Annotated in this window: 22 protein-coding genes; 11 read left to right on the top strand and 11 right to left on the bottom strand. The window is 73.0% G+C overall.

Going from position 1 to position 24815, the window contains the following annotated elements:
- Window positions 1–156 precede the first annotated feature (156 nt).
- From AB0A90_RS34115 to AB0A90_RS34100, 4 genes are read right to left on the bottom strand one after another with little or no spacing between them, the layout of a single operon-like run.
- Window positions 157–1404 carry an MFS transporter gene (locus AB0A90_RS34115; RefSeq protein WP_357256006.1) on the bottom strand — a complete coding sequence of 416 codons (1248 nt, stop codon included), beginning with the start codon at window positions 1402–1404 and terminating at the stop codon, window positions 157–159.
- A gap of 40 nt (window positions 1405–1444) precedes the next feature.
- On the bottom strand, window positions 1445–2026 hold the full coding sequence (locus AB0A90_RS34110; protein WP_357256004.1) for an isochorismatase family protein: 582 nt from the start codon (window positions 2024–2026) through the stop codon (window positions 1445–1447).
- A gap of 49 nt (window positions 2027–2075) precedes the next feature.
- The gene (locus AB0A90_RS34105) at window positions 2076–3362 is read right to left on the bottom strand and encodes a nicotinate phosphoribosyltransferase (protein WP_357256002.1); all 1287 of its coding nucleotides are present in this window, start codon (window positions 3360–3362) and stop codon (window positions 2076–2078) included.
- A 16-nt stretch (window positions 3363–3378) separates the two neighbouring features.
- Window positions 3379–6057: a LuxR C-terminal-related transcriptional regulator gene (locus AB0A90_RS34100; RefSeq protein ID WP_357256000.1), complete on the bottom strand. Its 2679-nt coding sequence runs from the start codon at window positions 6055–6057 to the stop codon at window positions 3379–3381.
- Window positions 6058–6256: 199 nt separating this feature from the next.
- On the opposite strand from AB0A90_RS34100, the gene AB0A90_RS34095 reads away from it, so the two are divergent.
- The 11 genes from AB0A90_RS34095 (at window position 6257) to rdgB (ending at window position 15510) form a co-directional block, all read left to right on the top strand.
- Window positions 6257–7810 carry a hypothetical protein gene (locus AB0A90_RS34095; protein ID WP_357255998.1) on the top strand — a complete coding sequence of 518 codons (1554 nt, stop codon included), beginning with the start codon at window positions 6257–6259 and terminating at the stop codon, window positions 7808–7810.
- A gap of 148 nt (window positions 7811–7958) precedes the next feature.
- Window positions 7959–8249, top strand: coding sequence for an ATP-dependent Clp protease adapter ClpS (gene clpS, locus AB0A90_RS34090; RefSeq protein ID WP_357256027.1), 291 nt, complete (start codon window positions 7959–7961; stop codon window positions 8247–8249).
- 2 nt (window positions 8250–8251) lie between these two features.
- The gene (locus AB0A90_RS34085; RefSeq protein WP_357256025.1) at window positions 8252–8746 is read left to right on the top strand and encodes a DUF2017 domain-containing protein; all 495 of its coding nucleotides are present in this window, start codon (window positions 8252–8254) and stop codon (window positions 8744–8746) included.
- A gap of 52 nt (window positions 8747–8798) precedes the next feature.
- A complete protein-coding gene (locus AB0A90_RS34080; protein WP_357255995.1) occupies window positions 8799–9287 on the top strand; it encodes a M67 family metallopeptidase in 489 nt (162 codons plus the stop codon).
- A 66-nt stretch (window positions 9288–9353) separates the two neighbouring features.
- The gene (locus AB0A90_RS34075; RefSeq protein ID WP_357255994.1) at window positions 9354–9737 is read left to right on the top strand and encodes a MoaD family protein; all 384 of its coding nucleotides are present in this window, start codon (window positions 9354–9356) and stop codon (window positions 9735–9737) included.
- A gap of 11 nt (window positions 9738–9748) precedes the next feature.
- The gene (locus AB0A90_RS34070) at window positions 9749–10714 is read left to right on the top strand and encodes a pyridoxal-phosphate dependent enzyme (RefSeq protein ID WP_357255992.1); all 966 of its coding nucleotides are present in this window, start codon (window positions 9749–9751) and stop codon (window positions 10712–10714) included.
- A gap of 223 nt (window positions 10715–10937) precedes the next feature.
- On the top strand, window positions 10938–11681 hold the full coding sequence (locus tag AB0A90_RS34065) for an MBL fold metallo-hydrolase (protein ID WP_357255990.1): 744 nt from the start codon (window positions 10938–10940) through the stop codon (window positions 11679–11681).
- Between the two features lie 109 nt (window positions 11682–11790).
- Window positions 11791–12936, top strand: coding sequence for a glycosyltransferase family 1 protein (locus AB0A90_RS34060; RefSeq protein ID WP_357255988.1), 1146 nt, complete (start codon window positions 11791–11793; stop codon window positions 12934–12936).
- Window positions 12936–14105 (top strand): glycosyltransferase, encoded by a 1170-nt coding sequence (locus AB0A90_RS34055; protein WP_357256023.1) that lies wholly within the window; start codon window positions 12936–12938, stop codon window positions 14103–14105. Before AB0A90_RS34060 ends, AB0A90_RS34055 begins: the two co-directional genes overlap by 1 nt.
- 9 nt (window positions 14106–14114) lie before the next feature.
- Window positions 14115–14840, top strand: coding sequence for a ribonuclease PH (rph, locus tag AB0A90_RS34050; protein WP_357255986.1), 726 nt, complete (start codon window positions 14115–14117; stop codon window positions 14838–14840).
- A gap of 52 nt (window positions 14841–14892) precedes the next feature.
- A complete protein-coding gene (rdgB, locus tag AB0A90_RS34045) occupies window positions 14893–15510 on the top strand; it encodes an RdgB/HAM1 family non-canonical purine NTP pyrophosphatase (RefSeq protein ID WP_357255984.1) in 618 nt (205 codons plus the stop codon).
- 45 nt (window positions 15511–15555) lie between these two features.
- Here rdgB and AB0A90_RS34040 read toward each other — a convergent pair whose 3' ends face one another.
- From AB0A90_RS34040 to AB0A90_RS34010, 7 genes are all read right to left on the bottom strand, one after another.
- Window positions 15556–16779, bottom strand: a complete 1224-nt coding sequence (locus AB0A90_RS34040) for a hypothetical protein (protein WP_357255983.1) — start codon at window positions 16777–16779, stop codon at window positions 15556–15558.
- 102 nt (window positions 16780–16881) lie between these two features.
- Complete coding sequence (gene hutH, locus AB0A90_RS34035) at window positions 16882–18420, bottom strand: histidine ammonia-lyase (protein WP_357255981.1); 1539 nt, start codon at window positions 18418–18420, stop codon at window positions 16882–16884.
- Window positions 18417–19613, bottom strand: a complete 1197-nt coding sequence (gene hutI / locus AB0A90_RS34030; protein WP_357255979.1) for an imidazolonepropionase — start codon at window positions 19611–19613, stop codon at window positions 18417–18419. Before hutI ends, hutH begins: the two co-directional genes overlap by 4 nt.
- A complete protein-coding gene (locus tag AB0A90_RS34025) occupies window positions 19610–20977 on the bottom strand; it encodes a formimidoylglutamate deiminase (RefSeq protein ID WP_357255977.1) in 1368 nt (455 codons plus the stop codon). The genes hutI and AB0A90_RS34025 overlap by 4 nt, the downstream gene beginning before the upstream one ends.
- Window positions 20968–22170, bottom strand: coding sequence for an allantoate amidohydrolase (locus AB0A90_RS34020; protein WP_357255975.1), 1203 nt, complete (start codon window positions 22168–22170; stop codon window positions 20968–20970). The genes AB0A90_RS34025 and AB0A90_RS34020 overlap by 10 nt, the downstream gene beginning before the upstream one ends.
- Window positions 22171–22225: 55 nt before the next feature.
- Window positions 22226–23881, bottom strand: coding sequence for a urocanate hydratase (gene hutU, locus AB0A90_RS34015; RefSeq protein WP_357255973.1), 1656 nt, complete (start codon window positions 23879–23881; stop codon window positions 22226–22228).
- A gap of 16 nt (window positions 23882–23897) precedes the next feature.
- A complete protein-coding gene (locus AB0A90_RS34010) occupies window positions 23898–24746 on the bottom strand; it encodes a MurR/RpiR family transcriptional regulator (RefSeq protein ID WP_357255971.1) in 849 nt (282 codons plus the stop codon).
- Window positions 24747–24815: the final 69 nt, after the last annotated feature.

The following is a 24815-nucleotide window of genomic DNA, read 5'->3' as shown; positions in this document are numbered from 1 at the left end:
TCACAGGCATCACGCTCTGCACCACGCATGCGCGCCGGGTGCCCGGCGGACGCCGGACTGGTCGACGCCGCGCGGCACGCCCGGGACTGACCGGCCGAAGTCGCTGCGCCTCCGACCTTCACCGCGTCGGCGGGAGAGCGGTCGGGGCGGCAGTCGTCAGTGGGCGGCGGGGGTGAGGTCGGCTTCGACCGGCGGCGGGGTGGCCCCGTCGGCGGTGCGGCGGCGGCGGAGCTCGATCGTGAGTACCACCAGGGTGACCAGTGCGCCGAGGGCGCCGGTGACCGCGAAGCCCCAGGGCGGCGAGGTGGCGTCGATCACCGCGCCGGCGAGTGGCGCGCCGATCGCGATGCCGACGGTGACCGCGGAGCCGTGCAGGCCCATCGCCTCACCGCGTACCTCGGCTGGAACCAGGCGGCTGACCGCGTCGGAGCCGGCCGCGATGGTCGGCGCGCAGAGCGCGCCGGCCGGAATCAGTGCCAGGCAGAGCAGCCACCAGTGCGCTCCGCCCAGCCCGACCGGGATGGTGCACAGGGCGAGGGCGGCGGTCAGGATCAGCGGGGAGAACGAGCGGTGGACGGCTCCGTAGGCGAAGCCACCGATCAGCGAGGCGACCGCCCAGATGGCCAGCACCGCGCCGGTCCAGCCGACCTCGCCGCTGGCCCGCAGGACGGCGACCACCGCCACGTCGGTGCCACCGAGCACCAGGGTCGCGGCGCCGCTGAGCGCCAGCACGGCGAGCAGTCGAGGTGTCAGCCACTCCCGGCGAGGCGTCCGGCGCTGCGGAGCGGTGGCCTCGGCGGCGTCGCGCATCGGTGGGTTGACCAGCCACAGGGCGATCCCGGCGGCGACGATGCCGCCGCCGACCAGGTACATGGTGGTCTGTGCGGAGATCGCGGTGCACAGGGCCACCGCCAACGCCGGGCCGATCATGAAGGACAGTTCCACCGACATCGAGTCCAGTGCGTACGCGGGGCGTCGTCGGTCCTCCGGAACCAGCGCCGCGATCGACTGACGGACCACCGAGAAGATGGGCAGGGCCAGGGAGCCGGCCACGAAGGCGGCCGGCAGCAGCAGGGGGTACGGCAGTCCGGGCGCGGTGGACCAGAAGATCGCCTCCGTGATGCCGGTGAGCACGAGGACCGAGCGCAGTCCACGCCGGTCCACCAGTCGGCCGAGAAGCGGTCCGCCGATCGCCGCACCCACGGTGACGGCCGCGCCCACCAGGCCAGCGGCCCCGTAGCCCCGATCGAGGTCGAGCACCACGTGGAAGGTCAGCGTCACCCCGGTCGCGGTGAGCGGTATGCGGGCAAGGACGGCGACCACCAGGAGCGACCGCAGGCCGGGCAGGGCGAGCGCCTGCCGGTAAGGCTTCATGTTCACGTGGGTCCGTACCTCCGGCGACATCGTCGACCGGCGGCGCCCCGATGGCCAGCCAATTAGGGTCTTATGCGGCCCTGATCACAGGCTGGCCCTGCAGGGTGACCCCGGCGCCGTCCATGGCGCGCAGTGCCACGTCGGTGGTCGCCGGAGCGACGGCGGCGGTCAGTTCGAGCAACACGGTGGTGGCGAACCCCTCCCGGGCGGCGTCCAACGCGGTCGCCCGGACGCAGTGGTCGGTGGCGATGCCGACCACATCCACCCGATCCACGTCGTGCCGGCGCAGCCAGTCGGCCAGGCACTCGCCGTCGTCGGCGTGCCCCTCGAACCCGGAGTACGCCGCCGCGTGCTCGCCCTTGTGGAAGATCGCCTCGACTCGATCGGTGTTCAGCTCGGGGTGGAACTCCGAGCCGCTGGTGCCGACCACGCAGTGCCTCGGCCAGGACTCCACGAAATCCGGCGGATCGCCGAAGTGTGCACCCGGGTCGACGTGGTAGTCCTTGGTGGCGACCACGTGCGACCAGCGGTCCGGCTCGGCGGCGAGCAGCCGGGAGATGCCGGCGGCCACCCCCGCGCCGCCCTCGACGGCCAGCGAGCCACCCTCGCAGAAGTCGTTCTGCACGTCCACGATGATCAGAGCGTTGGCCATTGGAGTTCCTCTCCTCACGGGCTGTCTGCGGCGGCGGTGCGCGATGAGCTCAGTCGGCGGGTACGACGGAGACCGGGACCGCCGGGTCGCCGGCCGAGAGCTTCAGCCCCTCCCACGGGATGGAGATCAGGCATTCGCGCAGGTGCTCCCGCGACTCGTCGAGGGTGGGCAGCCACACCGGCTCACCGGCGACCACGTACGAGTGCTGGAGCATGCGGTCGTTGGGCTGCCGGTCCGGTACGCCCTGCGGCACGATGATCTCCTCGGTGGCGGTGCCGGTCGGCTTGTGCCGGCGGACCGCAACCTTCCGGCCACCGATGGTCGCCTTGTGCTCGGAGCGCTTCACCACCGGGCGTCCCTCGACCTCGACGAGCTTGTAGACCAGCCCGGCGGTCGGCGCCCCGGAGCCGGTGACCACGGCCGTGCCGGCGCCGTACATGTCCACTGGTTCGGCGGCGAGCGCGGCGATCGAGTACTCGTCGAGGTCACCGGAAACGATGATCTTAGTTTCGGTGGCGCCCAGCGAGTCGAGCAGCTCCCGGGACTGCTGGGCGATGACCGCCAGGTCGCCCGAGTCGATCCGTACCGCCCGCAGTTCCGGCCCGGCCACCGCTATCGCGTTGCGGATGCCCTGGCTGATGTCGTACGTGTCGACCAGCAGCGTCGTGTCCTTGCCCAGCGTGGCGACCTGCGAGGCGAACGCCGCCCGCTCGTCGTCGTGCAAGAGGGTGAACGCGTGCGCCGCCGTGCCCGCCGTCGGGATGCCGTAGCGCGCACCGGCGGCGAGGTTGGAGGTGAACCGGAACCCGGCCAGGTACGAGGCCCGCGCCGCGGCCACCGCCGCCTCCTCGTGGGCCCGACGCGACCCCATCTCGATAAGCGCTCGACCCCGCGCCGCGGTCACCATCCGCGCCGCCGCCGCGGCCACCGCGCTGTCGTGGTTGAGCACGGAGAGTGCCAGCGTCTCCAGCACCACGCACTCGGCGAAACCGCCGGAGACGGTGAGGATCGGCGAACCGGGAAAGAACAGCTCACCCTCGGCGTACCCGTCGATGTCGCCGGTGAAGCGGTAGTCGGTGAGCCAGGCCGCGGCCGCGTCGTCGACCACGCCGGTCCGTCGCAGGAAGTCGACCTCGGTGGGGTCGAACCTGAAGTCGCGGATCAGTTCGATCAGGCGGGCCGTGCCGGCGACCACGCCGTAGCGGCGGCCGCTGGGCAGCCGGCGGCTGAACACCTCGAAGACGCACCGGCGGTCGGCGGTGCCGTCCTTCAGTGCCGCGCTGACCATGGTCAGCTCGTAGTGGTCGGTCAGCAGCGCGGGACGGTTGATGCTCACCGCCCCAGCCTAAGGTTCAGTCCGCGTCGCCGTCGTCGTGGCCCGGGATCGACCGTAGCGCGGCCCACAGCTCGGCCCGTCCGGTCACGCCGAGCTTGCTGTAGATCCGCTGGAGGTGGTTTTCGACGGTGCGCGCCGAGAGGTAGAGCCGTTCCGCGATGGCCCTGCTGGACGCTCCGTGCGCGGCGAGGCGGGCGACCTGCCACTCCCGCTCGGTCAACACCGGCGCCCCCGCGTGCAGCGCTGGCGTGCGGATCAGGTCACAGCGCCCGAGCAACCCGGCCAGACGTTCCCGGGCGCCGTTGGCCGCCGTCGAGTGCTGCCGGCGCAGCCGCTGCACGGCCTGGGAGGCGGCCTCGGCGGCGTACACGGTCAGCTCCAGCGCGGCGTAGTCGTCGGCGACCGCGAGCAGATCGTCGGCGGAGTCGGTGACCGCCGCGCGGGCGTGCCGGGCCAGTAACGGCGGCAGCACCCCGTCGACCCGCTCGGAGAGCTCGGCCAGGCGCTGCGCCACCGTGCGTCGACCACCATCGGAGCAGGTGGGCCCGACCGCCATGCCGGCCTGGTCCAGCCGGACGAGATCGTGCAGGACGTGCACCTCGTGGCCGGCGAACCCGTCCGAGCGCAGCCGATCCACCAGGTCGGCGAGGTGCTTGACCGCACCCGGCAGGTCACCCGACGCGGCGAGCGTCGCACCCCGGGCCTGCTCCAGCCACGGGTAGAGCACCGCCATGCCCGGCGCGTGGGTGCGGTCTGCCTCGGCCATCGCCGCGGCTGCCTGGACGGCGTCACCGCGCAGCGCGGCCGACTGGGCTCGCTCGGCCTGGGCCAGACCGGCGTAGACCCGGCTGGTGGCCAACACCGCGCAGGCACCCAGCGAGGCGCGGGTGGCGGCGTCGCTCTGTCCACGCAAGCGGGCCGCGTACGCCTGGAGGATGGCCAGGTAGCCGGTGCCGAGCCGGAAGTCGCCGGCATCGGCGAGGTCGGCGAACTCGTCGGCCACTATCGCGTCGATCCCGGCCAGGTCACCGGTCAGCATGAGTCGGGTGCCCCGGGCCAACTCCAGAGCCAGTTGCAGGTACGGCATGTCGGTGCGCCAGTTGGCGACGGCCGAGTGCACCTGGGCGATCGCCGTACCGCTGCGGGTCAGCTGGCCCTGCGCGGCCTGGACGTACGCGATGGTGCAGCGGGCCAACTCGCGGGCGGCGACGCCTGCCGCCGGCCGGTCCAGCACCTGTTGGCTGAGCCGCACCGCGATGCTCGTGTCCATCCGGTGCAGGCGCATGATCGCCTCGAAGGCGTGCACCCGGGACCGGTCCGCCGAGTCGCTGAGCTGCTCGACGCGGCTCGCGATCTCCTCCACCGTGGACTGCTGGCTCAGCCCCCAGTAGCTGACCATTCCGCGGACGGTCAGCCAGCGGCAGTATCGCCGCTCGTCGCCGGGCTCGGGGGTCACCGCGTCGAGGACCTCGATGGCCTCCTCCGGCCGGTCGGCGAACATCAGGATGGTGGCCAGCAGCTCCGCCGCGTCGGAACCGCCGCCGGCGTGCAACGCGGCCCGCGCCAGGCGGGTCGCCAGCGGCACGTCGTACCGGGTGAACGCCTGGACCGCCGCGTCCACCAGCAGGGCCGGATCCTGTGCGGTGCCCGAGTCGAGGCGCCACACCGCGACCCGCAGCAGGTCGTCGCGGCGGCGCTTGCCGACCTGTTCGAGCAGCTCCGCGAGGTGTGCCTGAAGCCGGCGGGTGCGACTGACCGGGCAGCGGCGGCGCATCACCTCGCCGTACAGCGGATGGGCCAGCCGGACGTTCGTCCGTCGGTCGTTCTGGACCACGCTGATCAGCCCGCGCTCCTCGGCGGTCTCCACGTCCACCTGGTCGGCGGCCTGCCTGAGCAGGTGCAGGCCGAGTGGTTCGCCGAACGCGACAAGCTCGACGACCGCGCGGACGCCGTCGGTGAGTTTGCCGACCCGGGTGTCGATCAGGTCGGTCAGGTTGGGCGCCAGCTCCAGTCGGCCGGTCCACTTCCAGATCCCGTAGGTCTGTTTCAACTCCGAACTGCCGTTGGCGGCGTGCACCAGCTCCCGCAGCAGCAGCGGGTTTCCGGCCGACAGCCGGCCCAGCCGGTCGGCGGAGTTGGCGTCGACCGGGCCGCCCAGGATCGCCGCCAGCAGGCCGGCGGTCTCCGCGTGCGGCATCGGGGTCAGCTCGACGTGCTCGACCAGGTCGTCGGTCCAGAGTGCGCGGATCGGCAGCGGGATCTGCTCGCCGTCGCGCAGGGTGCCGACCACTGTGGCGTTCTCCGAGCGCGCGACCAGGTGCACGAGTGCGGCCGAGGGCGGATCGAGCAGGTGGGCGTCGTCGATGGCGAGCACGATCCGTCGACCAGCAGCCTGCTGTTGCAGCACGTTGAGCGCCCAGCGCAGGATGCCGGCGGGGGAGAGGCCCTGGGGCTGCTCGGTGGGAAGGACCTGCACCAGCCCGCCGAACGGTAGTGCGGCGGTGGTGGCGCTGGCCGCGATGGACCAGATCGCGAAGCGTTCGGTGGGCAACGTGCTCACGCCTTCGCGCAGCAGCCGACTCTTGCCGATCCCGGCGCTGCCGCTGAAGAAGAGCCCGCGACCAGCCTCGCCGGTCACCGCCGCCAGCAGGCGGTTGAGCTCATCGGTCCGGCCGACGAACTTCCATCGACTCATTCGCGCAGCATATCGACCGGAATCCGTCCGCGCCCGCACCGTCACTCAACGAAGTTGAGTAGCCGCACAATTACCGCTGAGTATCCGAGGTGTTCCACCTGGTTGCCGGCCCGCCCGTAGTCTTCCGACATCCGGGTTTTTCGACCGGATTTCCCACCTGGCCGGGGCGTCCGGCCACCTGCCCCCGGGAGGCCACCTGATGAAGCAGGGCCCTCTCCCCTCGGTCGACTCCTCGGATGACGTGGTCGGCCCGTCCGATCTGCCCAGCTGCGGCCCGCTGCCCTCCCAGGTCGGCGTGACCAACCCTGGCCCGGAGGAGCCGCTCGGCGTGGTCGCGGTCGGTCCGGCCGGCGCCGAGCGACGCGCGGTGCTCGCCACGCTGCTCGGGCTGGACCCGGTCATGCTCACCGTGCCGTCGGGCAGTTGGCTGCTGGTGCGCAACGCCAAGGTGCCCACCCGGGCGGCGTACGTGCCCGGTTACCGCCAGCCCCACTCGTACGGGGCCGACCGGAACGCCGCCGGCCCGGCGTTGGCCCGTCCACCCCGGCGGGTCGAGTTGAGTGTGCCCGAGCCGGTGCTGCGGCACTTCACGCTCATCGACGTACCGGACACCGCGACGCTCGGCGTGTCCGGCCGGCAGGTGCTGCTCGACGCGGTGGGCCGGGCCGGCGCGCTGCTCTTCGTGATCGCCGCCGACCAGGCGTTCACGGCCGCCGAGCTGAACCTGCTCGCCGAGGTCGCCCCGACCTCGGTGGAGGTCGTCTTCGCGGTGACCCCCGGCGCGGCAGGGTGGGCCCCGCCGGTCGACGGCGTGGCGACGACGGAGGACGCGGGGGCGTCCGTCTCGCCGGTCGGGGGTCAGGCGACCGAGATGGACGCGGCCGCGGTGACCGTGGCGGCGCACCGCGCGGCGCTGCTGGCCGCGGTACCGGCGCTCGCCGACGCGCGGTGGTTCCCGGTCGACGCCCACTGCACCGACTCCGCCGCCGACCTGCGACGGGCCTTGGTCGGCTGGTCGTCGAAGGAGGGGTTGCGACGGGCCAGCGTCGAACCGCCGGTACTGCCGGGGCAACACGACCGGGTGGCCGTGGTCGCCGATCCGGGCGACTGGTCGGAGCAACTGGACCGGCAGACCCGCACGTGCGCGCAGCGGATCCGTCAGCATCTCGCACTGGAACTGGCGAACATCCACCTGCGGGCAGTCCAGGAGATCGTGTTCGGGGTCGGCTGCGCGGGCCTACCGGACCTCCTGGATCGGGAGATGGCGGCGCTGTCGCTGTTGGCCACCGCGCAGTGCGACCAGGCGGTGCGCGGCATCGTCACCGACGCCGCGGTCCGGGTGCTCGGCGCGCCGCCCGTCGAAGGAGTACGGCGGCGGATCACCACCGCCGTGCAGTACGGCCTGGACGACCGGCCCGGCCATGAGCTGGACAAGGTGCTGCTGATCACCAGCACAGCCGGGGTGGCCGGGTTGACCGGTCCGGAGGCGATCGATGCCCTCGCCAACTATCCGGCGGTGTGCCGCGACGAGGTGCTCCCGCCGATCGCGGTGGCGCTCTCCGGCGGGTGCTGGCAGCAGTGGCGTACGCCCGGCAGCGACGACCACAACGCGGCGCGGGCCTGGTCCCAGCGCGCGGTGCGGGAGGTCGAGCTGGGGTTGTCCCGGGAGATATCCCGACGGTTCGAGGTGATCCGCCTCTCGCTGGGCGCGGTGCTCTCCGATGCAGTCGATCACGGCATCCTGCTCGCCTGACGGTGTGGCCGCCCCCGAGTCCGGGTCCGCGCCGCACCACGGGTCCGAGGGCGCCCGGGGCGGATCAGAGGTGTCCCGGGTGGGCGATCCGCGCCGGGCCGGCGTTCCGGTTCCTCGGTTCCGGGAAACCGGTGGCACGATGGGGGGCATGGCGGCTCCACAGGTTGCACCGGTCGAGACGTCGGACACTGACGAGGTGCCGGCGGCTGACCGGCAATGGGTGACGATCGTGTGGGACGACCCGGTCAATCTGATGACGTACGTGACCTGGGTCTTCCAGAAGCTTTTCGGCTACAGCCGGGAGAGGGCCGAGCAGCTGATGCTGGATGTGCACCACAAGGGCCGGGCCGTGGTCTCCACGGGTGTCCGGGAGCGGATGGAGCACGACGCGTCGCAGCTGCACGCGTATGGGCTGTGGGCGACGGTGGATCGGTCGTGAGCATGTTCCATCGCCAGGCCGGCCGCTACGTCGCCACCTTCGCGGTCGACGAGGTGCGGGTGCTGCGCAAGGTCGCCTCCGAGGTGGTCGGCCTGCTCACCGATGGCTTCGACCACACCGACCCGGTCGTGGGTCGGCTCTTCCCGGCGGTCTACCCGCAGGACGCGCCGGGGACGGCCGAGTTCCGGCGGTACACCGAGGGCGACCTGAAGACCGCGAAGATCGATCAGGCGGGGGCGATCCTGGCCGCGCTGCCCGACGACACCGGTGGTGAGGTACGACTCGACGCCGAGGCGGCCGAGGCGTGGTTGCGGGCGTTGAACGACGCCCGGCTCGCAATGGGTGTCCGCCTGGAGATCAAGGACGGCACGGACCTGGGCGAGGAGTTGGACGACGCGGTCGCCGAGGACCCGGGATCCAGCCGGGTGTTCCAGCTCTCGGTCTACGCCTATCTCGGGTATTTGCAGGAGTCGCTGCTCAACGCCTTGATCGACTAGGCGTGACCGGCACCACTTCGGCCCGCGCTCGTCAGGCGTTAGGCTGGTCCTCGTGCTGAGCATCGACCGGTCGATCATCGACGCGATCGTCGCCCACGCGCGCCGGGATCACCCCGACGAGGCGTGCGGCGTCGTCGCCGGTCCCGTCGGCAGCGACACCCCGACCCGGCACATCCCGATGGACAACGCCGCGCGGTCGATGACCTTCTACGAGTTCGACTCGATGGAGCACCTGCGCGTGTGGCGCGAGATGGACGACCGCGACGAGGAACCGGTGGTCATCTACCACTCGCACACCGCCACCGAGGCGTACCCGTCGCGGACGGATGTCTCCTTCGCCGGTGAGCCGGGCGCGCACTACCTGCTCGTCTCGACCCGCGATCCCGACTCCGAGGAGATCCGCTCGTTCCGGATCGTCGACGGCGTGATCGCCGAGGAGCCGGTCCGGGTCGTGGAGGCCGGGGTCGACCCGCATGCCGTCCAGTCCTACATGTTCGGGCAGAGCCCGGCGACGGTCGACTACGAGTGTTCCGGCCGCTGATCCGTCAGCGTTCGCACTCGTCCCGTCCCGTCACCGTAGGCACACCCGATCGAGGAGTTCGACATCATGGCCATTGAGGTTCGCATCCCCACCATCCTGCGCAGCTACACCGGCGGCGCCAAGGTCGTCGACGGCACCGGCGACACCATCGCCGACCTGCTCACCGACCTGGATTCCCGGCACAGCGGCCTGCGTGGCCGGCTGATCACCGAGGCTGGCACGCTGCACCGCTTCGTCAACGTCTACGTGAACGACGAGGACGTCCGTTTCCTCGGCGCGCTGGACGCCAAGCTCTCCGACGGTGACAGCGTCACCATCCTGCCCGCGGTGGCCGGCGGCGCGTTCGGCTTCGCCGCGGCGGCGGCGATCAGCTCGCACAGCGCCGCGGCGGCGGCGATCAGCTCGCACAGCGCCGCGGCGGCGGTCCGCGGCGCCGTCGCGGCTGGCTGAGGTCGGCCGCCATGGCGCGGTACGACAGCCTGCTCGACGCGTGCGGGGGTACGCCGCTGGTCGGTCTGCCCCGGCTCTCCCCGACGGTGTCCGACGGGGCGCCACCGGTGCGGCTCTGGGCCAAGCTGGAGGACCGGAACCCCACCGGCAGCATCAAGGACCGCGCGGCGCTGTTCATGGTCCGGGCGGCGGAGGAGGCCGGGCGGCTCCGGCCGGGTGACACCATCCTCGAACCGACGAGTGGCAACACCGGTATCTCGTTGGCGATGGTGGCCAAGTTGCGTGGCTACCGGTTGGTCTGCGTGATGCCGGAGAACGTCTCCACCGAGCGGGTCCAGTTGCTCCGGATGTACGGGGCCGAGATCATCTTCTCGCCGGCGGCGGGTGGTTCCAACCAGGCGGTCGCCACCGCCAAGCTGATCGCCGCCGAACACCCGGACTGGGTGATGCTCTACCAGTACGGCAACGAGGCCAACGCGCGGGCGCACTACGAGACGACCGGGCCGGAGTTGCTGCACGACCTGCCCAGCATCACGCACTTCGTGGCCGGGCTCGGCACCACGGGCACGCTGATGGGCACCGGCCGCTACCTGCGGGAAAAGGTCGACGGCATCCAGGTCGTGGCGGCCGAGCCGCGCTACGGCGAGCTGGTCTACGGCCTGCGCAACATCGACGAGGGGTACGTGCCGGAGCTCTACGACGCCTCGGTGCTCTCCCGGCGCTTCTCGGTCGGCACCCGGGACGCGGTGCTGCGTACCCGCCAACTCGTGGAGGTGGAGGGCATCTTCGCCGGCTTCTCCACGGGTGCCATCCTGCATGCCGCGCTCGCGGTGGCGCACGAGGCGGTTCGCGACGGTCGTCGGGCCGACGTGGCCTTCGTGGTCTGCGACGGTGGCTGGAAATACCTGTCCACCGGCGCGTACGGCGGCACGCTCGCCGATGCCGAGGACGCCCTGGAGGGGCAGCTCTGGGCCTGACCGGACCGGTCTTCCCGGTACGGGCCGTCGACGTGGGTCGACGGCCCGTACGCGGTCCGGCGCACCGTGAGCAGGTGTCACGTTCGTGACAACTTCCGCCGGATGATTCTTACCGCCGGGTACCCCAGCGTAGGCTGCGCAGCGTGACGTACGCGTCGGTAGAGATCATGGCTGAGGCGATTGCCCACACGGATGCTACTGACAGTGACAGCGAGACAACTCGATGCGACTGACTGTCCTTGGCAGCGCCGGTAGCTTTCCCGGTCCCGAGTCGCCCTGCTCGGCCTATCTCGTCGAAGCCGACGGCTTCCGTCTCCTTGTCGACTTCGGTTCCGGGTCGATGTCCAGCCTCCAGCGGTACGCGGGGCTGCACGCCCCGGACGCGATCCTGCTGACCCACCTGCACTGCGACCACATGTTCGACGCCGTCCTGTACGTCGTCGTGCGCCGGTACGCACCGGACGGCCCCTATCCACCGCTGCCGGTGTACGCCCCCTCCGGCGCACCGGACCGGCTCAGCGCCGCGTACGGCGACGACGGTTCGGTGGAGGACGTCTACCAGTTCTACGCCCTGCAGCCGGGCACGTTCCCGATCGGCCCGTTCACCGTCACCGTGGACCGGGTCAACCACCCCGTCGAGACGTACGGCGTGCGGCTGGAGCACGACGGCCGGTCACTGTGCTACTCGTCGGACACCGCGCCCTGCGCGGCCCTGCTGCGGCTGGCCCAGGACGTCGACGTCTTCCTCTGCGAGGCCAGCTACCTCGATGGCATGGACAATCCGCCGGATCTGCACCTGACCGGCCGGGAGGCCGGCGAGGCGGCGACCAAGGCCGCGGTGGGCCGGCTCCTGCTGACCCACCTGGTGCCCGCCTGGGGAAGTGAGGCACACACCCTGGACTCGGCCGCCGGCGCGTACGCCGGTCCGATCGACGTGGTCCGACCCGGCGCCAGCTACGACGTCTGACCCACCGAGTCCCGCTTCGCGAGGCCGGGACCGGTGTTGTGCCGCATTGTTCGCCGCCCGGTCAGCGGGCGGTCGTCTGGCGCACCCGTGACACCCGCACGGTGTGGGCATGCGGATCGCCATCGTGACCGAGTCGTTCCCACCGGACGTGAACGGCGTCGCGCACTCCGTGGTGCGCACGGCGGAACACCTGCTCGACCGGGGCCACGAGCCGGTTGTCATCGCGCCCGCCCCACCCGGCGCCGGCCGGCGGGACATCGACCGGCTGCCGTACCCGGTGGTGCGCATCCCCAGCGTGCCGCTGCCCCGCTATCAGGGTTTCCGGTTGGGCGTGCCGACGACCACCCGGTTGACCGGTGCGCTGCTGTCGGCCGAGCCGGACGTGGTGCACCTGGCCAGTCCGTTCGTGCTCGGCGCGCGGGCGGCTACGCTGGCCAGCCGGTACCGGCTGCCCACGGTGGCGATCTACCAGACAGATGTGGCCGCGTACGCGCGGGCGTACCGGGTGAGCTGGGGTGAGGCGGCGGCCTGGCGTCGGATCCGGGAGATCCACAACTCGGCACAGCGCACGCTCGCGCCCTCCACCCGGGCCGCCGCCGACCTGATCGCCAACGGGGTGCAGCGGATCTGGCTGTGGCGCCGGGGTGTGGACGCGGTCCGCTTCGATCCGGCCAAACGGTGTGCGGCCCTGCGGAACCGGCTGGCGCCCAACGGTGAGCTGCTGGTCGGCTACGTCGGCCGGCTCGCCCCGGAGAAGCGGGTGGAACTGCTGGCCGCGACGGCGCGGCTGCCCGGGGTGCGGGTGGTGGTGGCCGGTGACGGCCCGGCCCGCCGCCAGTTGACGCGGGACCTGCCCGGGGTGACCTTCCTGGGCGTGCAGCACGGCGACGACCTGGCCCGGCTCTACGCCAGCCTGGACCTGTTCGTGCACACCGGACCGCACGAGACCTTCGGCCAGACCATCCAGGAGGCGCTGGCCTCCGGGGTGCCGGTCGTGGCGCCGGCCAGCGGCGGCCCGGTCGACCTCGTCGACGACTGTGTGACCGGGCTGCTGGTGGCACCGAACGACGGCGACGCGTTGGCCGCCGCGGTGGCTGACCTGGCCGGGGACGCCGACCGGCGGCGGGCCTACGGCCTGGCCGCCCGGGTCGCGGTCAGCCGGCGTACCTGGGCGGCCGTCGGCGACGAGCTGATCGGGCACTACCACGCGGTACGCGCCGTGGCCGCCACCGTCGGCCTGCCGGCCGCGTCGTGATCTCGACGGTGGGGGGCGGGCTGCGGATCGTGCGGCTCGCCAACTTCGTGACCCCGCGATCCGGTGGTCTGCGGACCGCGCTACGGCACCTCGGGGAGGGCTACCGGGCCGCCGGTCACGATCCGGTGCTGGTGATCCCCGGCCGGCGGGCCGCCGACGAATCTTACCCGTGGGGACGGGTGATCACGCTGCCCGGCCCGGAGGTGCCGGGCAGCGGCGGTTACCGGCTGCTCGCCGGTCGGCGTCGGCTGGCCCGGCTGCTCGCCGGCCTGGCACCCGACCGGTTGGAGGTCTCCGACCGGTCGTCGCTGCGCTGGACGGGCGCATGGGCACGGGCGAACGGTGTGCCGTCGGTGATGGTCTCGCACGAGTCGCTGACCGGGCTGCTCGGCCAGTGGGGTGTGCCTCTCGCGCTGCGCCGGCCGGTCGCCGACCGGCTCAACCGGGCGACCAGTCGGGCGTACGACCGGATCGTCTGCACGACCCGGTGGGCGGCCGAGGAGTTCGACCGGATCGGCGCGGGCAACGTGGACCTGGTGCCCCTCGGGGTGGACCTGGACACCTTCCACCCGGACCGAGCCGACCCGAGGCTGCGCGCCCGGTACGCCGACCCCACCGAGCTGTTGTTGGTGCACTGCGCCCGGCTGTCCCCGGAGAAGCGACCGGAGTTGGCCGTGCAGGCTCTCGCCGAGCTGCGGCGGCAGGGCGTACCGGCGGTGCTGGTGCTGGCCGGTGACGGCCCGCTGCGCGGCGCGCTGGCCCGGCGGGCGGCCGGGCTGCCGGTGACGTTCACCGGTTTCCTGCCGGACCGCCACGCCGTGGCCGCGTTGTTGGCCAGCGCGGACGTGGTGCTGGCGCCCGGCCCCGTGGAGACCTTCGGCCTCGCCGGGCTGGAGGCGTTGGCCTGTGGCACCCCGGTCGTCGTCAACGCGGCAAGTGCCCTGCCCGGGGTGGTCGGAGCTGCCGGCCTGGCCGCGTACGGCTCGGGGGAGTCGATGGCCGCGGCGGTGACCCGCCTGGCGGACCGGCCGACGGCCGAGCGGCGGCGGGTCGCCCGGGCCAGGGCCGAGGAGTTCGGCTGGCCGGCGGCGGTCGCCGGATTCCTCCAGGTGCACGACGCGGATACTGCTCGGGGCACCCCGGCTGAGGTGGATCAGCGCACCGCATAGGGTGCAGGGATGGCGCGACCTGACGGGCGAGGGCCCAATCAACTCCGACCGGTGACCCTGACCCGAGGCTGGAGCACCCATCCGGAGGGCTCGGTGCTCGTCGAGTTCGGCGGCACCCGGGTGCTCTGCACGGCGAGCGTCACCGAGGGGGTGCCCCGCTGGCGCAAGGGCTCCGGGCTCGGCTGGGTGACCGCCGAGTACGCGATGCTGCCCCGGGCCACCAACACCCGCTCCGACCGGGAGAGCGTCAAGGGCCGGGTCGGCGGTCGTACCCACGAGATTTCCCGGCTGGTCGGCCGGAGCCTGCGGGCCAGCATCGACCTGAAGGCGCTCGGCGAGAACTCGATCGTGCTCGACTGCGACGTGCTCCAGGCCGACGGTGGCACCCGGACGGCCGCGATCACCGGCGCGTACGTCGCGTTGCACGACGCGGTGACCTGGCTCGCCGCCCGCAAGGCGTTGGCCGGTAAGCCGGAGAAGGTGATGCACCGCTCGGTGGCCGCGGTCAGCGTGGGGATCATCGCCGGCGAGGCACGACTGGACCTCTGCTACGAGGAGGACGTCGCCGCCGAGGTGGACATGAACGTGGTGTGCACCGGCACGGGTGACTTCGTCGAGGTGCAGGGCACCGGCGAGGCGGGCGTGTTCGCCCGTGACCAGCTCGACGCCCTGCTCGACCTGGCCGTCGCGGGTTGCGCGGATCTGGCCGAAGCCCAGCGGAAGGCACTCGCGTGAGCGCGAGGAGTGAGCTTGCGAGCCCCGCAGTCGCGAACAGAGGTGTTTCAGCGTGAACAAGGTCCTGCTCGCCACCCGTAACCGTAAGAAGCTTGTGGAACTCCAGCGCATCCTGGACGGTGCGCTCGGCGCGCAGCGGATCGCCCTGCTCGGGCTGGACGACGTCGAGCAGTACGAGGAGCTGCCGGAGACCGGCCTGACCTTCGGCGAGAACGCGCTGATCAAGGCGCGGGAGGGGTTCCGGCAGAGCGGGCTGCCGACCATCGCCGACGATTCCGGGCTCGCGGTGGACGCGCTCAACGGGATGCCGGGGGTCTTCAGCGCCCGCTGGTCCGGCCGCCACGGCGACGACCGCGCCAACCTTCAGCTGGTGCTGGACCAGATCGCCGACGTGCCCGACGAGCAGCGGGCCGCCTCGTTCGTCTGCACGGTGGCGTTGGTGCTGCCCGGCGGCAAGGAGCACCTCGTCGACGGTCGGCAGTCCGGTCGGGTGCTGCGGGCTCCGCGCGGTGACGGCGGATTCGGCTACGACCCGATCTTCCTGGGCGACGGACAGGACCGGACCAACGCCGAGCTGACCCCGGCGGAGAAGGACGCGATCAGCCACCGCGGCAAGGCACTGCGCGAGCTGGCGAAGCTGATCGCCAAGGTGCTGCCGCCCGCCGCCTGAGCAGCACCGGGACGCGCCGGCGCGGTCGGTGACCTCCGACGGCTGTCACCAGCTCTTCGTCACGAGGTCGCCGCCCAGCTCGTCGATCCCGACGCGGTCCTCCGTCGCGAGCACGGTGAGCAGTCGTTCGGCTTCGGCCACGGTGGCGATCCGGCCGGTCGAGGTGGCCCGCGCGGTGTCCAGCTCCTCCAACCACAGCCCGTCGCGCTCCCAGGTGGCCTGCACGCAGCCGCCGGAACGGCCGGAGGCGGTCAGGAAGTCCCTGCTCAGCGGTCGCATCGCACGGAGCAGGAGGCGGGCCTCGGCCGCGTCCAGGGGCACCTCCTTCTGGACGTCGTCGCGGTACTGGTAGGTCGCCTCGAGGAAATCTGGCGGGGCCGGCGTGGCGACCGCCCGCACCGACCCATCGGTAAACCGGCCGATCAGCTCCAGGCCGTCGAACCGGCCGACGGTCAGCTCCCGCCCAGCCTGGTCCGGGGATGTCCCCACCAGGGCGTCCCCCTCCCGCCGGACGATGACGGCGGCGCCCTCGCGGGCCAGCCGGACCCGCACGCCGGACGGCAACCACGGCAGGTGCAGACCGGCGAGCCGGGCGGCCGACGAGGGCCCGTCGGTCGGGGCGTACACCCCCGTCCACTGGTCCAGCAGCTCCACGTCGATGTCGACGTCGTCGTCGACAGTGGCGGGCAGCGCGGCCAACCGACCGACCCGGCGCCGCTGCCAGGTCAACGCGACCCGGATCCGGGTGCCGGTGCTGCCGTCCCAGTGCACGCTCAACCCCTCGGCGCGCAGCGCCGCCACCACCTCCGCACCGAGGTCGGCCGTCGTCGGCTGCCCGAACAGGCCGTACGCGACGTGCACCCCCGAGTCGTCGACGCCGTTCTCGGCGTCCTGCTGGTGGTAGAAGGCGTACCCCCGGGCGGTGCGCCCCCTCGGAATCTCGCCGCCGATCTCGGCGGTGCCGCAGGTCTGGCAGCAGCTGAAGTTTTCCCGAGCCACCACCCCGGCGGCCGAGAGCGTCCGGAAGGCCGCGGTGAGCCGATCGTTGTCGGTGATCTCTGGCCACTGGGCCTGGGCGGCGAGGTGAGCGCTCAACTCTTCGGTGACCATCGGCCAGGCTCGGGCCTGGATCTCCGCAGGGTCTGCCTCGTCGGCAAGATATTCCATCGTCCCGGCGACGATCGCGGCGGCCGGCAACTCGGCCAGCGCCACCTGACGACGGACGACGTCCCGGATCTGCTCGGTGAGCTCAGGCTCCTCGATGTCCACGGCGGCGAACCTAGCAGTACCGGCCGACAGGCCGGGCGAGGGTGGGACCGGACCCTGCCGCCCGCCGCCTGACCCGCGGCGGACGACAGCGACCGACGGAGGTCAGCCCAGCGGGCCGACCTCCCGTTCGATGGCGGCGCGCAACTCCGGCCCGCCGACGACCGCTCGGGCCGCCTCCATCACCGGGGCGAGGAACACGTCCGGGCCGGGCTCGCCGGCCGCCGGGCCGAGCGCGGCGACGGCCGCCCGGCCGGCCGGGGACGGCTCCAGCGGGGCGCGCAGTTGCAGACCGCGTACGCCGGCCAGCAGCTCCACCGCGAGCAGGCTGGTCAGGTTGTCCAGCACGGTGCGCAGCTTCTTGGCCGCCGCCCAGCCCATCGACACGTGGTCCTCCTGCATCCCGCTGGTGGGCAGCGAGTCCACCGAGGCGGGGGCGGCCAGCCGACGGTTCTCGGCGACGATCCCCGCCGCCGTGTACTGGGCGATCATCAGCCCGGAGTTGACCCCGGCGTCGGGGGAGAGGAACGCCGGCAGTTCCCGGGAGCGGGTGACGTCGAGCAGCCGGTCCACCCGCCGCTCGGCGATCGCGCCCACCTCGGCGGCGGCGATGGCGAGGAAGTCCGCGGCGAAGCCGAGCGGCGCGCCGTGGAAGTTGCCTGTCGACTCGACCCGCCCGTCCGGCAGCACCACCGGGTTGTCCACCACGGACACCAACTCCCGGCCCGCGACCGTACGGACGAAGTCCAGGGTGTCGCGGGCCGCGCCGGCGACCTGCGGGGCGCAACGCATCGAGTACGCGTCCTGCACGGCATGGGCCAGGTCGTCGCGGTGCGAGTCCATCACCCGGGAGTCCTGCAACAGCCGGTGGATGTTCGCCGCCGACGCCGCCTGACCGGGGTGCGGCCGGATCGCGTGCAGCTCCGGCAGGAACGGCCGCTCCGAGCCGAGCATCGCCTCGATGGCCAGCGCGGCCGTCACGTCGGCCATGGCGAACAGGTGCGCCGCGTCGTGGATGGCCAGCAACAGCATGCCGAGCATGCCGTCGGTGCCGTTGATCAGCGCCAGCCCCTCCTTGGCGGCCAGCTCGATCGGCGTGAGCCCGGCGGCGCTCAGCGCGTCGGCCGCGTCCTGCCGCTCGCCGGCCGGGCCGAGGACCCAGCCCTCACCGAGCAGCACCAGCGCGCAGTGCGCCAGCGGCGCCAGGTCGCCGGAGGCGCCCAGCGAGCCGTGCTCCGGCACCCAGGGGGTGATGTCGTGGTTGAGCAGGTCGACCAGTGCCTCGGCGACCAGCGGCCGGACCCCGGAGCGGCCCAGCGCGAGGGACCGGACCCGCAGCAGCATCATGGCCCGGACCACCTCGCGCGGCATGGGGGCGCCCACCCCGGCGGCGTGCGAGCGGATCAGCGCGTGTTGCAGTTCGGCCCGCCGCTCCGGAGCGATGAAGGTGTTGGCCAGCGCCCCGAACCCGGTGGAGACCCCGTAGACGGGCCGGCCGGACGACTCGATGCCGTCCACGATGGCCCGACTGGTCGCCATGGCCTCGACGGTGGCCGGGGCGAGGACGACCGTGGCGGTGCCGCGGGCCACCGCGAGCACGTCGTCGGCGGTGATCCCGGTGGGCTGGATGGTCACGTTCGTCATAGCGGAACTCCGTTGCGAATTACCTGGCGGATCAGGGGGACACCGGGCCGGTAGGCCAGGTGCAGGTACGACGGCGCGTCCAGGACCACGAGGTCGGCCCGCGCGCCGGGGGTGAGGACACCGATGTCGTCGCGGCGCAGCGCCCGGGCACCACCGGCGGTGGCGGCCCAGACCGCCTCCGCCGGGGTCATCCGCATCTCGCGGACCGCGAGGGCCACGCAGAACGCCATCGACGAGGTGTACGACGAGCCGGGGTTGCAGTCCGTCGCCAGCGCCACTGTCACACCGGCGTCGAGCAGCCGGCGGGCGTCCGGGTAGGGCGAGCGGGTGGAGAACTCCGCGCCGGGGAGCAGGGTCGCGACGGTGGTGCTGTGCGGGCCCTCGTGGCACATGCAGTCGACCAGGGAGGACGCGAGCGCGTCGACGTCGGCGTCGGACAGGTAGGTGCAGTGGTCCACGCTGGCCGCGCCCAGCTCCACGCCGAGCTGCACGCCCGGTCCGGGGCCGAGCTGGTTGGCGTGCACCCGCACACCGAGCCCGACGGCCTGCCCGCAGGCCAGGATGGCCCGGGCGTGGTCCACGTCGAAGGCACCCCGCTCGCAGAACACGTCGATCCACTTGGCGTGCGGCGCGGCGGCGGTCAGCATCGGCCCGCAGACCAGCCCCACGTAGTCGTCCGGGCGGTCGGCGTACTCGGCGGGGACCACGTGCGCGCCGAGATAGGTGGTGTCCTCGGTGAACTCGGCGGCGATCCGCAGTGAGCGGGCCTCGTCGGCGACGGTCAGCCCGTACCCACTCTTGATCTCCATGGTCGTGGTGCCCTGGCGCAGCGCCTCCCCCCGCAGCCGGCGCACGGTGGCTCGCAACTCGTCATCGGTCGCGGCCCGGGTCGCGCGGACCGTGGTGCGGATGCCGCCGCCGGTGTAGGGCTGACCGGCCATCCGGGCGGCGAACTCGTCCGCCCGGTCCCCGGCGAAGACCAGGTGGGCGTGGCTGTCCACGAAGCCGGGCAGGACGGCGGCCCCACCGACGTCGAGTCGCCGGTCGGCGGCCGGCGCGGTCGCGGACGACCCCACCCAGGCCACCCGGCCCTCCTCGATCAGCACGGCCGCGTCGCGGAGGATGCCGAGTGGGCGCGTACCGGGGCCGTTGGTGACCAGCTCCCCGATGGTGTCGACAAGCAGACTGCTCATGTGGGGGTCACCGCCTCGATGGCGGCGGCCAACTCGGCCGGCACGTCCACGCTCAGGTGCTGGCCCTCGGCCACCACCACCCGGCCGTCCACCAGCACCTGCTCCACGTCTCCCGCGGTGGCCGCGAAGAACGCCCCCACCGGTGGCACGCCGGCGGTGCGGGGGCTGTCCAGCCGTACCGTCACCAGGTCGGCGCGGGCGCCGACGGCGATCCGGCCGGCGTCGGCCCAGCCCAGGGCGGCGTGCCCGGTGACGCTGGCCGCCGTCAGCAGGTCGACAGGCGTGAAGTGGCCCCGGCGGCGGGTGCGCAGCCGCTCGTCCAGCTCCACCGCGCGGGCCTCCTCGAACAGGTCGATGACGGCGTGGCTGTCGCTGCCCAGGCTCAACCGGATTCCCGCGTCGGCCATCCGCCGGGCCGGGCCGATCCCGTCGGCGAGGTCCCGTTCGGTGGTCGGGCAGAGGCACACCCCGGTCCGGCTGTCGCCGAGCAGGGTCAGGTCGGCGCTGGTCGGGTGGGTGGCGTGCACGGCGGTGGTGTCCGGCCCGAGAACACCGTGCGCGGCGAGCAACGCGGTGGGCGTACGCCCGTGCACCGCCCGGCACTCGTCGTTCTCGGCGGGCTGCTCGGAGAGGTGCACGTGCAGCGGCGCCCGCCGATCCCGGGCCCAGTCGGCGACCGTGCGGAGCTGGTCCGCCGGAACCGCCCGTACCGAGTGCACGGCCGCGCCGACCCGCACGTGCGAGTCCGCCGGCTGGAACGCCGCCGCCCGCTCCGCCCAGCGGGTCGCGTCGCCGTCACCGAAGCGGCGCTGCGGCCCGGCGAGGGCCTGACCGTCCACGCTGGAGGTCAGGTAGCAGGCGTCCAGCAGGGTGAGCCGGATCCCGGCGTGCGCGGCGGCCTCCACCAGCGCCGCGCCCATCGCGTTCGGGTCGTCGTACGCGCCGCCGTCGGGGCGGTGGTGCAGGTAGTGGAACTCGCCCACGCCGGTGATCCCGGCGAGCGCCATCTCGGCGTAGACGGCACGCGCCAGGGCCAGGTAGGTGTCCGGGTCCAGCCGGTCCGCGACGGCGTACATCCGGTCCCGCCAGGTCCAGAAGTCGCCCCGACCACCGTGGGTACGTCCGCGTAGCGCCCGGTGGAAGGCGTGCGAGTGCACGTTGGCCAGGCCGGGCAGGGTCAGACCGGGCAGCGGCACCGCGTCGGCGTACACGTCGACCCCGGCCGTCGGCCTGCTGCCGGGGGTCAGCGGCGTAACCGCCGTGATCCGGCCGTCCTCGACCTCGATCAGCACGTCGGGTGTGGGTTCGGGGTGCTCGGGCAACCAGGCGTACTCGGCGAGCCAGCGGGTCGGTGTCATCGGCATGTCAGCTCCTCCAGCACCCGGGCCAGCGCGCGGACCCCGGCGGCGCAGTCGTCGTCGGTCGCCGCCTCGCCGGGGGAGTGCGACACCCCGGTCGGGTTGCGGACGAACAACATCGCGGTGGGCAGGTGCGCGGCGAGCACCCCGGCGTCGTGGCCCGCACCGGTGGGCAGCACCGGCGCGTCCAGCAGCGTGGCCAGCCGTCCGGCCAGACCGCCGTCGAACGCGACGAGCGGCGTCGCCGACTCCTCGGTGACCGTCACCACCGTACCGTCGCGGCGGGCGCGCTCGGTGAGCTTGCCCCACACCGCCTCGACCAGCCCGGACAGCGTCTGCGGGTCGGCGGCGCGGGCATCCAGCCACCCGGTCACCTTCGACGGGATCGCGTTCGTGGCGTTCGGCTCGACGGCGACCCGGCCCACGGTGGCGTGCGCGTCGCGCAGCCGGGCCTCCTTGTTGGCCGCCAGCACCGTGAACGCGTAGGTGAGCATCGGGTCGCGCCGGTCGGCCATCCGGGTCGTACCCGCGTGGTTGCCCTCGCCGACGACGTCGAAGCGCCACCGGCCGTGCGGCCAGATCGCGCTCGCCACCGCGACGGGCGCGTCCGTGTCGACGAGCGCGCGGCCCTGCTCGACGTGCAACTCCACGTAGGCGCCGAACCGGCCCAGCAACTCCGGGCGGGCGCCCGCCGGCCGGTCACCCAGCGCCTCGGCGAAGCTCACCCCGGCCGCGTCGCGCAGGCCGGCCGCGCGGTCGGCGGACAGCGCACCGGTGAGCAGCCGAGACCCCAGGCACGGTACGCCGAAGCGCGCACCCTCCTCCTCCACGAACGCGGCCAGCACCAGCGGCCGATCCGGGGTGACGCCGGCGGCGCGAAGCTCGTCCACGGCGAGGAACGCGCTGACGATGCCGAGCGGCCCGTCGTACGCCCCGCCGTGCGGCACCGAATCGAAGTGGCTGCCGGTGAGCACCGCGTCGGACGCCTGCGGGTCACCCCAGTGGGCGAAGAGGTTGCCGTTGCCGTCCTCGGTGACGGGCATTCCGCGCTGCTCGGCCTGGGCTCGGAACCAGGCGCGCAGCTCCCGCTCCGGCTCGGTCAACGCGTACCGCAGATAGCCGCCGCTGTCGGCGTCCCGCCCGACCGGCGCGATCTCGTCCCACAGCGCCCGGAACCGGCCGGACAGGTCCGCGCTCACGCTCTACTCCCGTTGTTCGCGACTGCGGGGCTCCGCTGCGCTGCACTCCTCGCGCTCACGCGGGTCCCTCGGCCATGGGCGTGCGGAGGCCGGTGCGGTCCGCGACGTCGCGGGCGATGTCGTAGCCGGCGTCGACGTGCCGGATCACGCCCATCGCCGGGTCGTTGGTGAGCACCCGCTCGATCTTCTGCCCGGCGAGGGCGGTGCCGTCCGCGACGCACACCTGCCCGGCGTGGATCGACCGGCCGATGCCCACCCCGCCGCCGTGGTGGAGGGACACCCAGGAGGCCCCGCTGGCCGTGTTGACCAGGGCGTTGAGCAGCGGCCAGTCGGCGATGGCGTCGGAGCCGTCGGCCATCGCCTCGGTCTCCCGGTACGGGCTGGCCACACTGCCGGCGTCCAGGTGGTCCCGCCCGATGACGACCGGGGCGGAGAGTTCGCCCGAGGCGACCATCTCGTTGAACCGCACGCCCGCCCGGTCCCGCTCTCCGTAGCCGAGCCAGCAGATCCGGGCCGGCAGGCCCTGGAAGGCGACCCGCTCGCCGGCCAGCCTGATCCACCGGGCCAGCGGCTCGTTCTCCGGGAACAACTCCAGGATCGCCCGGTCGGTGGCCGCGATGTCGGCCGGATCGCCGGAGAGCGCCGCCCACCGGAACGGCCCCCTGCCCTCGGAGAACAGCGGCCGGATGTACGCGGGCACGAAACCGGGGAAGTCGAAGGCCCGCTGGTATCCGGCGAGCTGTGCCTCGCCGCGGATCGAGTTGCCGTAGTCGAAGACCTCGGCGCCGGCATCCAGGAAGCCGACCATGGCCTCGACGTGCGTCGCCATCGACGCGCGGGCCCGGTCGGTGAACTCGGCCGGCTTCGCCTGCGCGTAGTCCCGGGCGTCGGCCAGCTCCACCCCCACCGGCAGGTACGACAGCGGATCGTGGGCGCTGGTCTGGTCGGTCACGACGTCGACCCCGACACCGCGCCTGAGCAACTCGGGGAAGACCTCGGCGGCGTTGCCGACCACGCCCACGGAGAGCGCGCGCCGGTCCCGCTTCGCGGCGAGCACCCGTCGTACCGCGTCGTCCAGCGAGTCGGCGACCTCGTCCAGGTAGCGGTCGTGCACCCGCCGGTCGAGCCGGGTGCGGTCCACGTCGACGATCAGGCAGACGCCGCCGTTCATGGTGACCGCGAGTGGCTGCGCGCCGCCCATCCCACCGCAGCCGGCGGTCAGCGTCAGCGTGCCGGCGAGGTCGCCCCCGAACCTCTTCGCGGCCACCGCCGCGAACGTCTCGTAGGTGCCCTGGAGGATGCCCTGGGTGCCGATGTAGATCCACGAACCGGCGGTCATCTGCCCGTACATGGTCAGGCCGAGCTGCTCCAACCGGCGAAACTCCGGCCAGGTCGCCCAGTCGCCGACCAGGTTGGAGTTGGCCAGCAGCACCCGGGGCGCCCACTCGTGGGTACGCAGCACGCCCACCGGTCGGCCGGATTGCACGAGCATCGTCTCGTCCTCGCGCAGGTCGGTAAGCGTGCGGACCAACGCGTAGTACGACGGCCAGTCCCGGGCCGCCTTGCCGGTGCCGCCGTAGACGACCAGGTCGTCGGGGCGCTCGGCGACCTCCGGGTCGAGGTTGTTCATCAACATCCGCAGGGCGGCCTCCTGCTGCCACCCGCGGGCGGTGAGCTGGTTGCCCCGTGCGGCACGGACGGGCTGGGTCATCTCGGGTCTCCTCCGGTCATCCGCGGAACAACTGACGGCGGGCCGCGGAGGCCTCGAACGCCTCCAGTCGGCGTTGGGTGTCGGCCGGTGCGGCGTCGCAGATCGCCTGTAACAACACCATGGCCAGGGTCATCGGGGCGGTGTGCAGGTCGAAGACGAGCTGCGCGCCGACCGCCGCGGGCAGCACCACGTCGGAGTGCTCGGTGGCGGGGCTGACCGGTGAGTCGGTGATCGCCACCACGGTGAGCCCGGCGTCGCGGGCGTCGCGGAGCGCGTCCAGGGTCTCCCTGGGGTAGCGGGGCAGGACGAAGGCGAGCAGCGCCGACGCCCCGGCCGCGGCCGCCTGCTCCAGGCGGTCGGTGAGCAGGCTGCCGCCGTCGTCGAGCACCCGAACGTCCGGGTGCACCTTCGCCGCGAAGTAGGCGAAGTACGCGGCCAGCGGCGCGGCGGCGCGCAGGCCGAGCACCGGCAGTGGGCGGCTCCGGGCGAGCAACCGCCCGGTCTCGGCGATCCGGTCCCGGTCGGCGAGCTGAACGGCCAGCCGGTCCAGGTTCTCCATCTCCGCGCGTACCGCCTGCTGTAGCTCGTTGCCGGCGTCGTCCGGTTCGGTGCCCTCGGTGGGGCCCGCCTTCCGCAGCCGACGGCGGAGGGCGGGGTAGCCGTCGTATCCGAGCGCCATCGCAAACCGGGTCACCGACGGCTGGCTGACCCCGGCCATCTCGGCGACTTCCGCCGCGGACAGGTAGGCCGCCGCTCCGGCGTGCTGCACCAGGCAGTGCGCGATGCGGCGCTGGGTGGGCGTGAGTCGTACGCCGTGGAAGAGGTCGAGCAGGTGGTCGGTCGACCCCGCACCGCCGTCATTCATGGCGCGACTTTATGCATGAAAAATTTCAACGGCAAGGTCTGCGCTGTCGAATCGGTAGGTCCGGCCTAT

This window comes from Micromonospora sp. NPDC049204 (assembly GCF_040647935.1).
Lineage (GTDB): Bacteria > Actinomycetota > Actinomycetes > Mycobacteriales > Micromonosporaceae > Micromonospora.
Note: the sequence above shows the minus strand (reverse complement) of the source record. Positions and strands in the feature narration are given on the sequence as shown.

Excerpts from the sequence above, each read along its gene's own strand:
- AB0A90_RS34060 (WP_357255988.1), top strand. The coding sequence starts at position 11,791 with ATGCGGATCGCCATCGTGACCGAGTCGTTCCCACCGGACGTGAACGGC.
- AB0A90_RS34075 (WP_357255994.1), top strand. The coding sequence starts at position 9,354 with ATGGCCATTGAGGTTCGCATCCCCACCATCCTGCGCAGCTACACCGGC.
- AB0A90_RS34065 (WP_357255990.1), top strand. The coding sequence starts at position 10,938 with ATGCGACTGACTGTCCTTGGCAGCGCCGGTAGCTTTCCCGGTCCCGAG.
- AB0A90_RS34095 (WP_357255998.1), top strand. The coding sequence starts at position 6,257 with ATGAAGCAGGGCCCTCTCCCCTCGGTCGACTCCTCGGATGACGTGGTC.
- AB0A90_RS34100 (WP_357256000.1), bottom strand. The coding sequence starts at position 6,057 with ATGAGTCGATGGAAGTTCGTCGGCCGGACCGATGAGCTCAACCGCCTG.
- AB0A90_RS34110 (WP_357256004.1), bottom strand. The coding sequence starts at position 2,026 with ATGGCCAACGCTCTGATCATCGTGGACGTGCAGAACGACTTCTGCGAG.
- clpS (WP_357256027.1), top strand. The coding sequence starts at position 7,959 with ATGGCGGCTCCACAGGTTGCACCGGTCGAGACGTCGGACACTGACGAG.
- hutU (WP_357255973.1), bottom strand. The coding sequence starts at position 23,881 with ATGACCCAGCCCGTCCGTGCCGCACGGGGCAACCAGCTCACCGCCCGC.
- hutH (WP_357255981.1), bottom strand. The coding sequence starts at position 18,420 with ATGACGAACGTGACCATCCAGCCCACCGGGATCACCGCCGACGACGTG.
- AB0A90_RS34025 (WP_357255977.1), bottom strand. The coding sequence starts at position 20,977 with ATGCCGATGACACCGACCCGCTGGCTCGCCGAGTACGCCTGGTTGCCC.
- rph (WP_357255986.1), top strand. The coding sequence starts at position 14,115 with ATGGCGCGACCTGACGGGCGAGGGCCCAATCAACTCCGACCGGTGACC.
- AB0A90_RS34085 (WP_357256025.1), top strand. The coding sequence starts at position 8,252 with ATGTTCCATCGCCAGGCCGGCCGCTACGTCGCCACCTTCGCGGTCGAC.
- hutI (WP_357255979.1), bottom strand. The coding sequence starts at position 19,613 with ATGAGCAGTCTGCTTGTCGACACCATCGGGGAGCTGGTCACCAACGGC.
- AB0A90_RS34115 (WP_357256006.1), bottom strand. The coding sequence starts at position 1,404 with ATGTCGCCGGAGGTACGGACCCACGTGAACATGAAGCCTTACCGGCAG.
- AB0A90_RS34070 (WP_357255992.1), top strand. The coding sequence starts at position 9,749 with ATGGCGCGGTACGACAGCCTGCTCGACGCGTGCGGGGGTACGCCGCTG.
- AB0A90_RS34010 (WP_357255971.1), bottom strand. The coding sequence starts at position 24,746 with ATGAATGACGGCGGTGCGGGGTCGACCGACCACCTGCTCGACCTCTTC.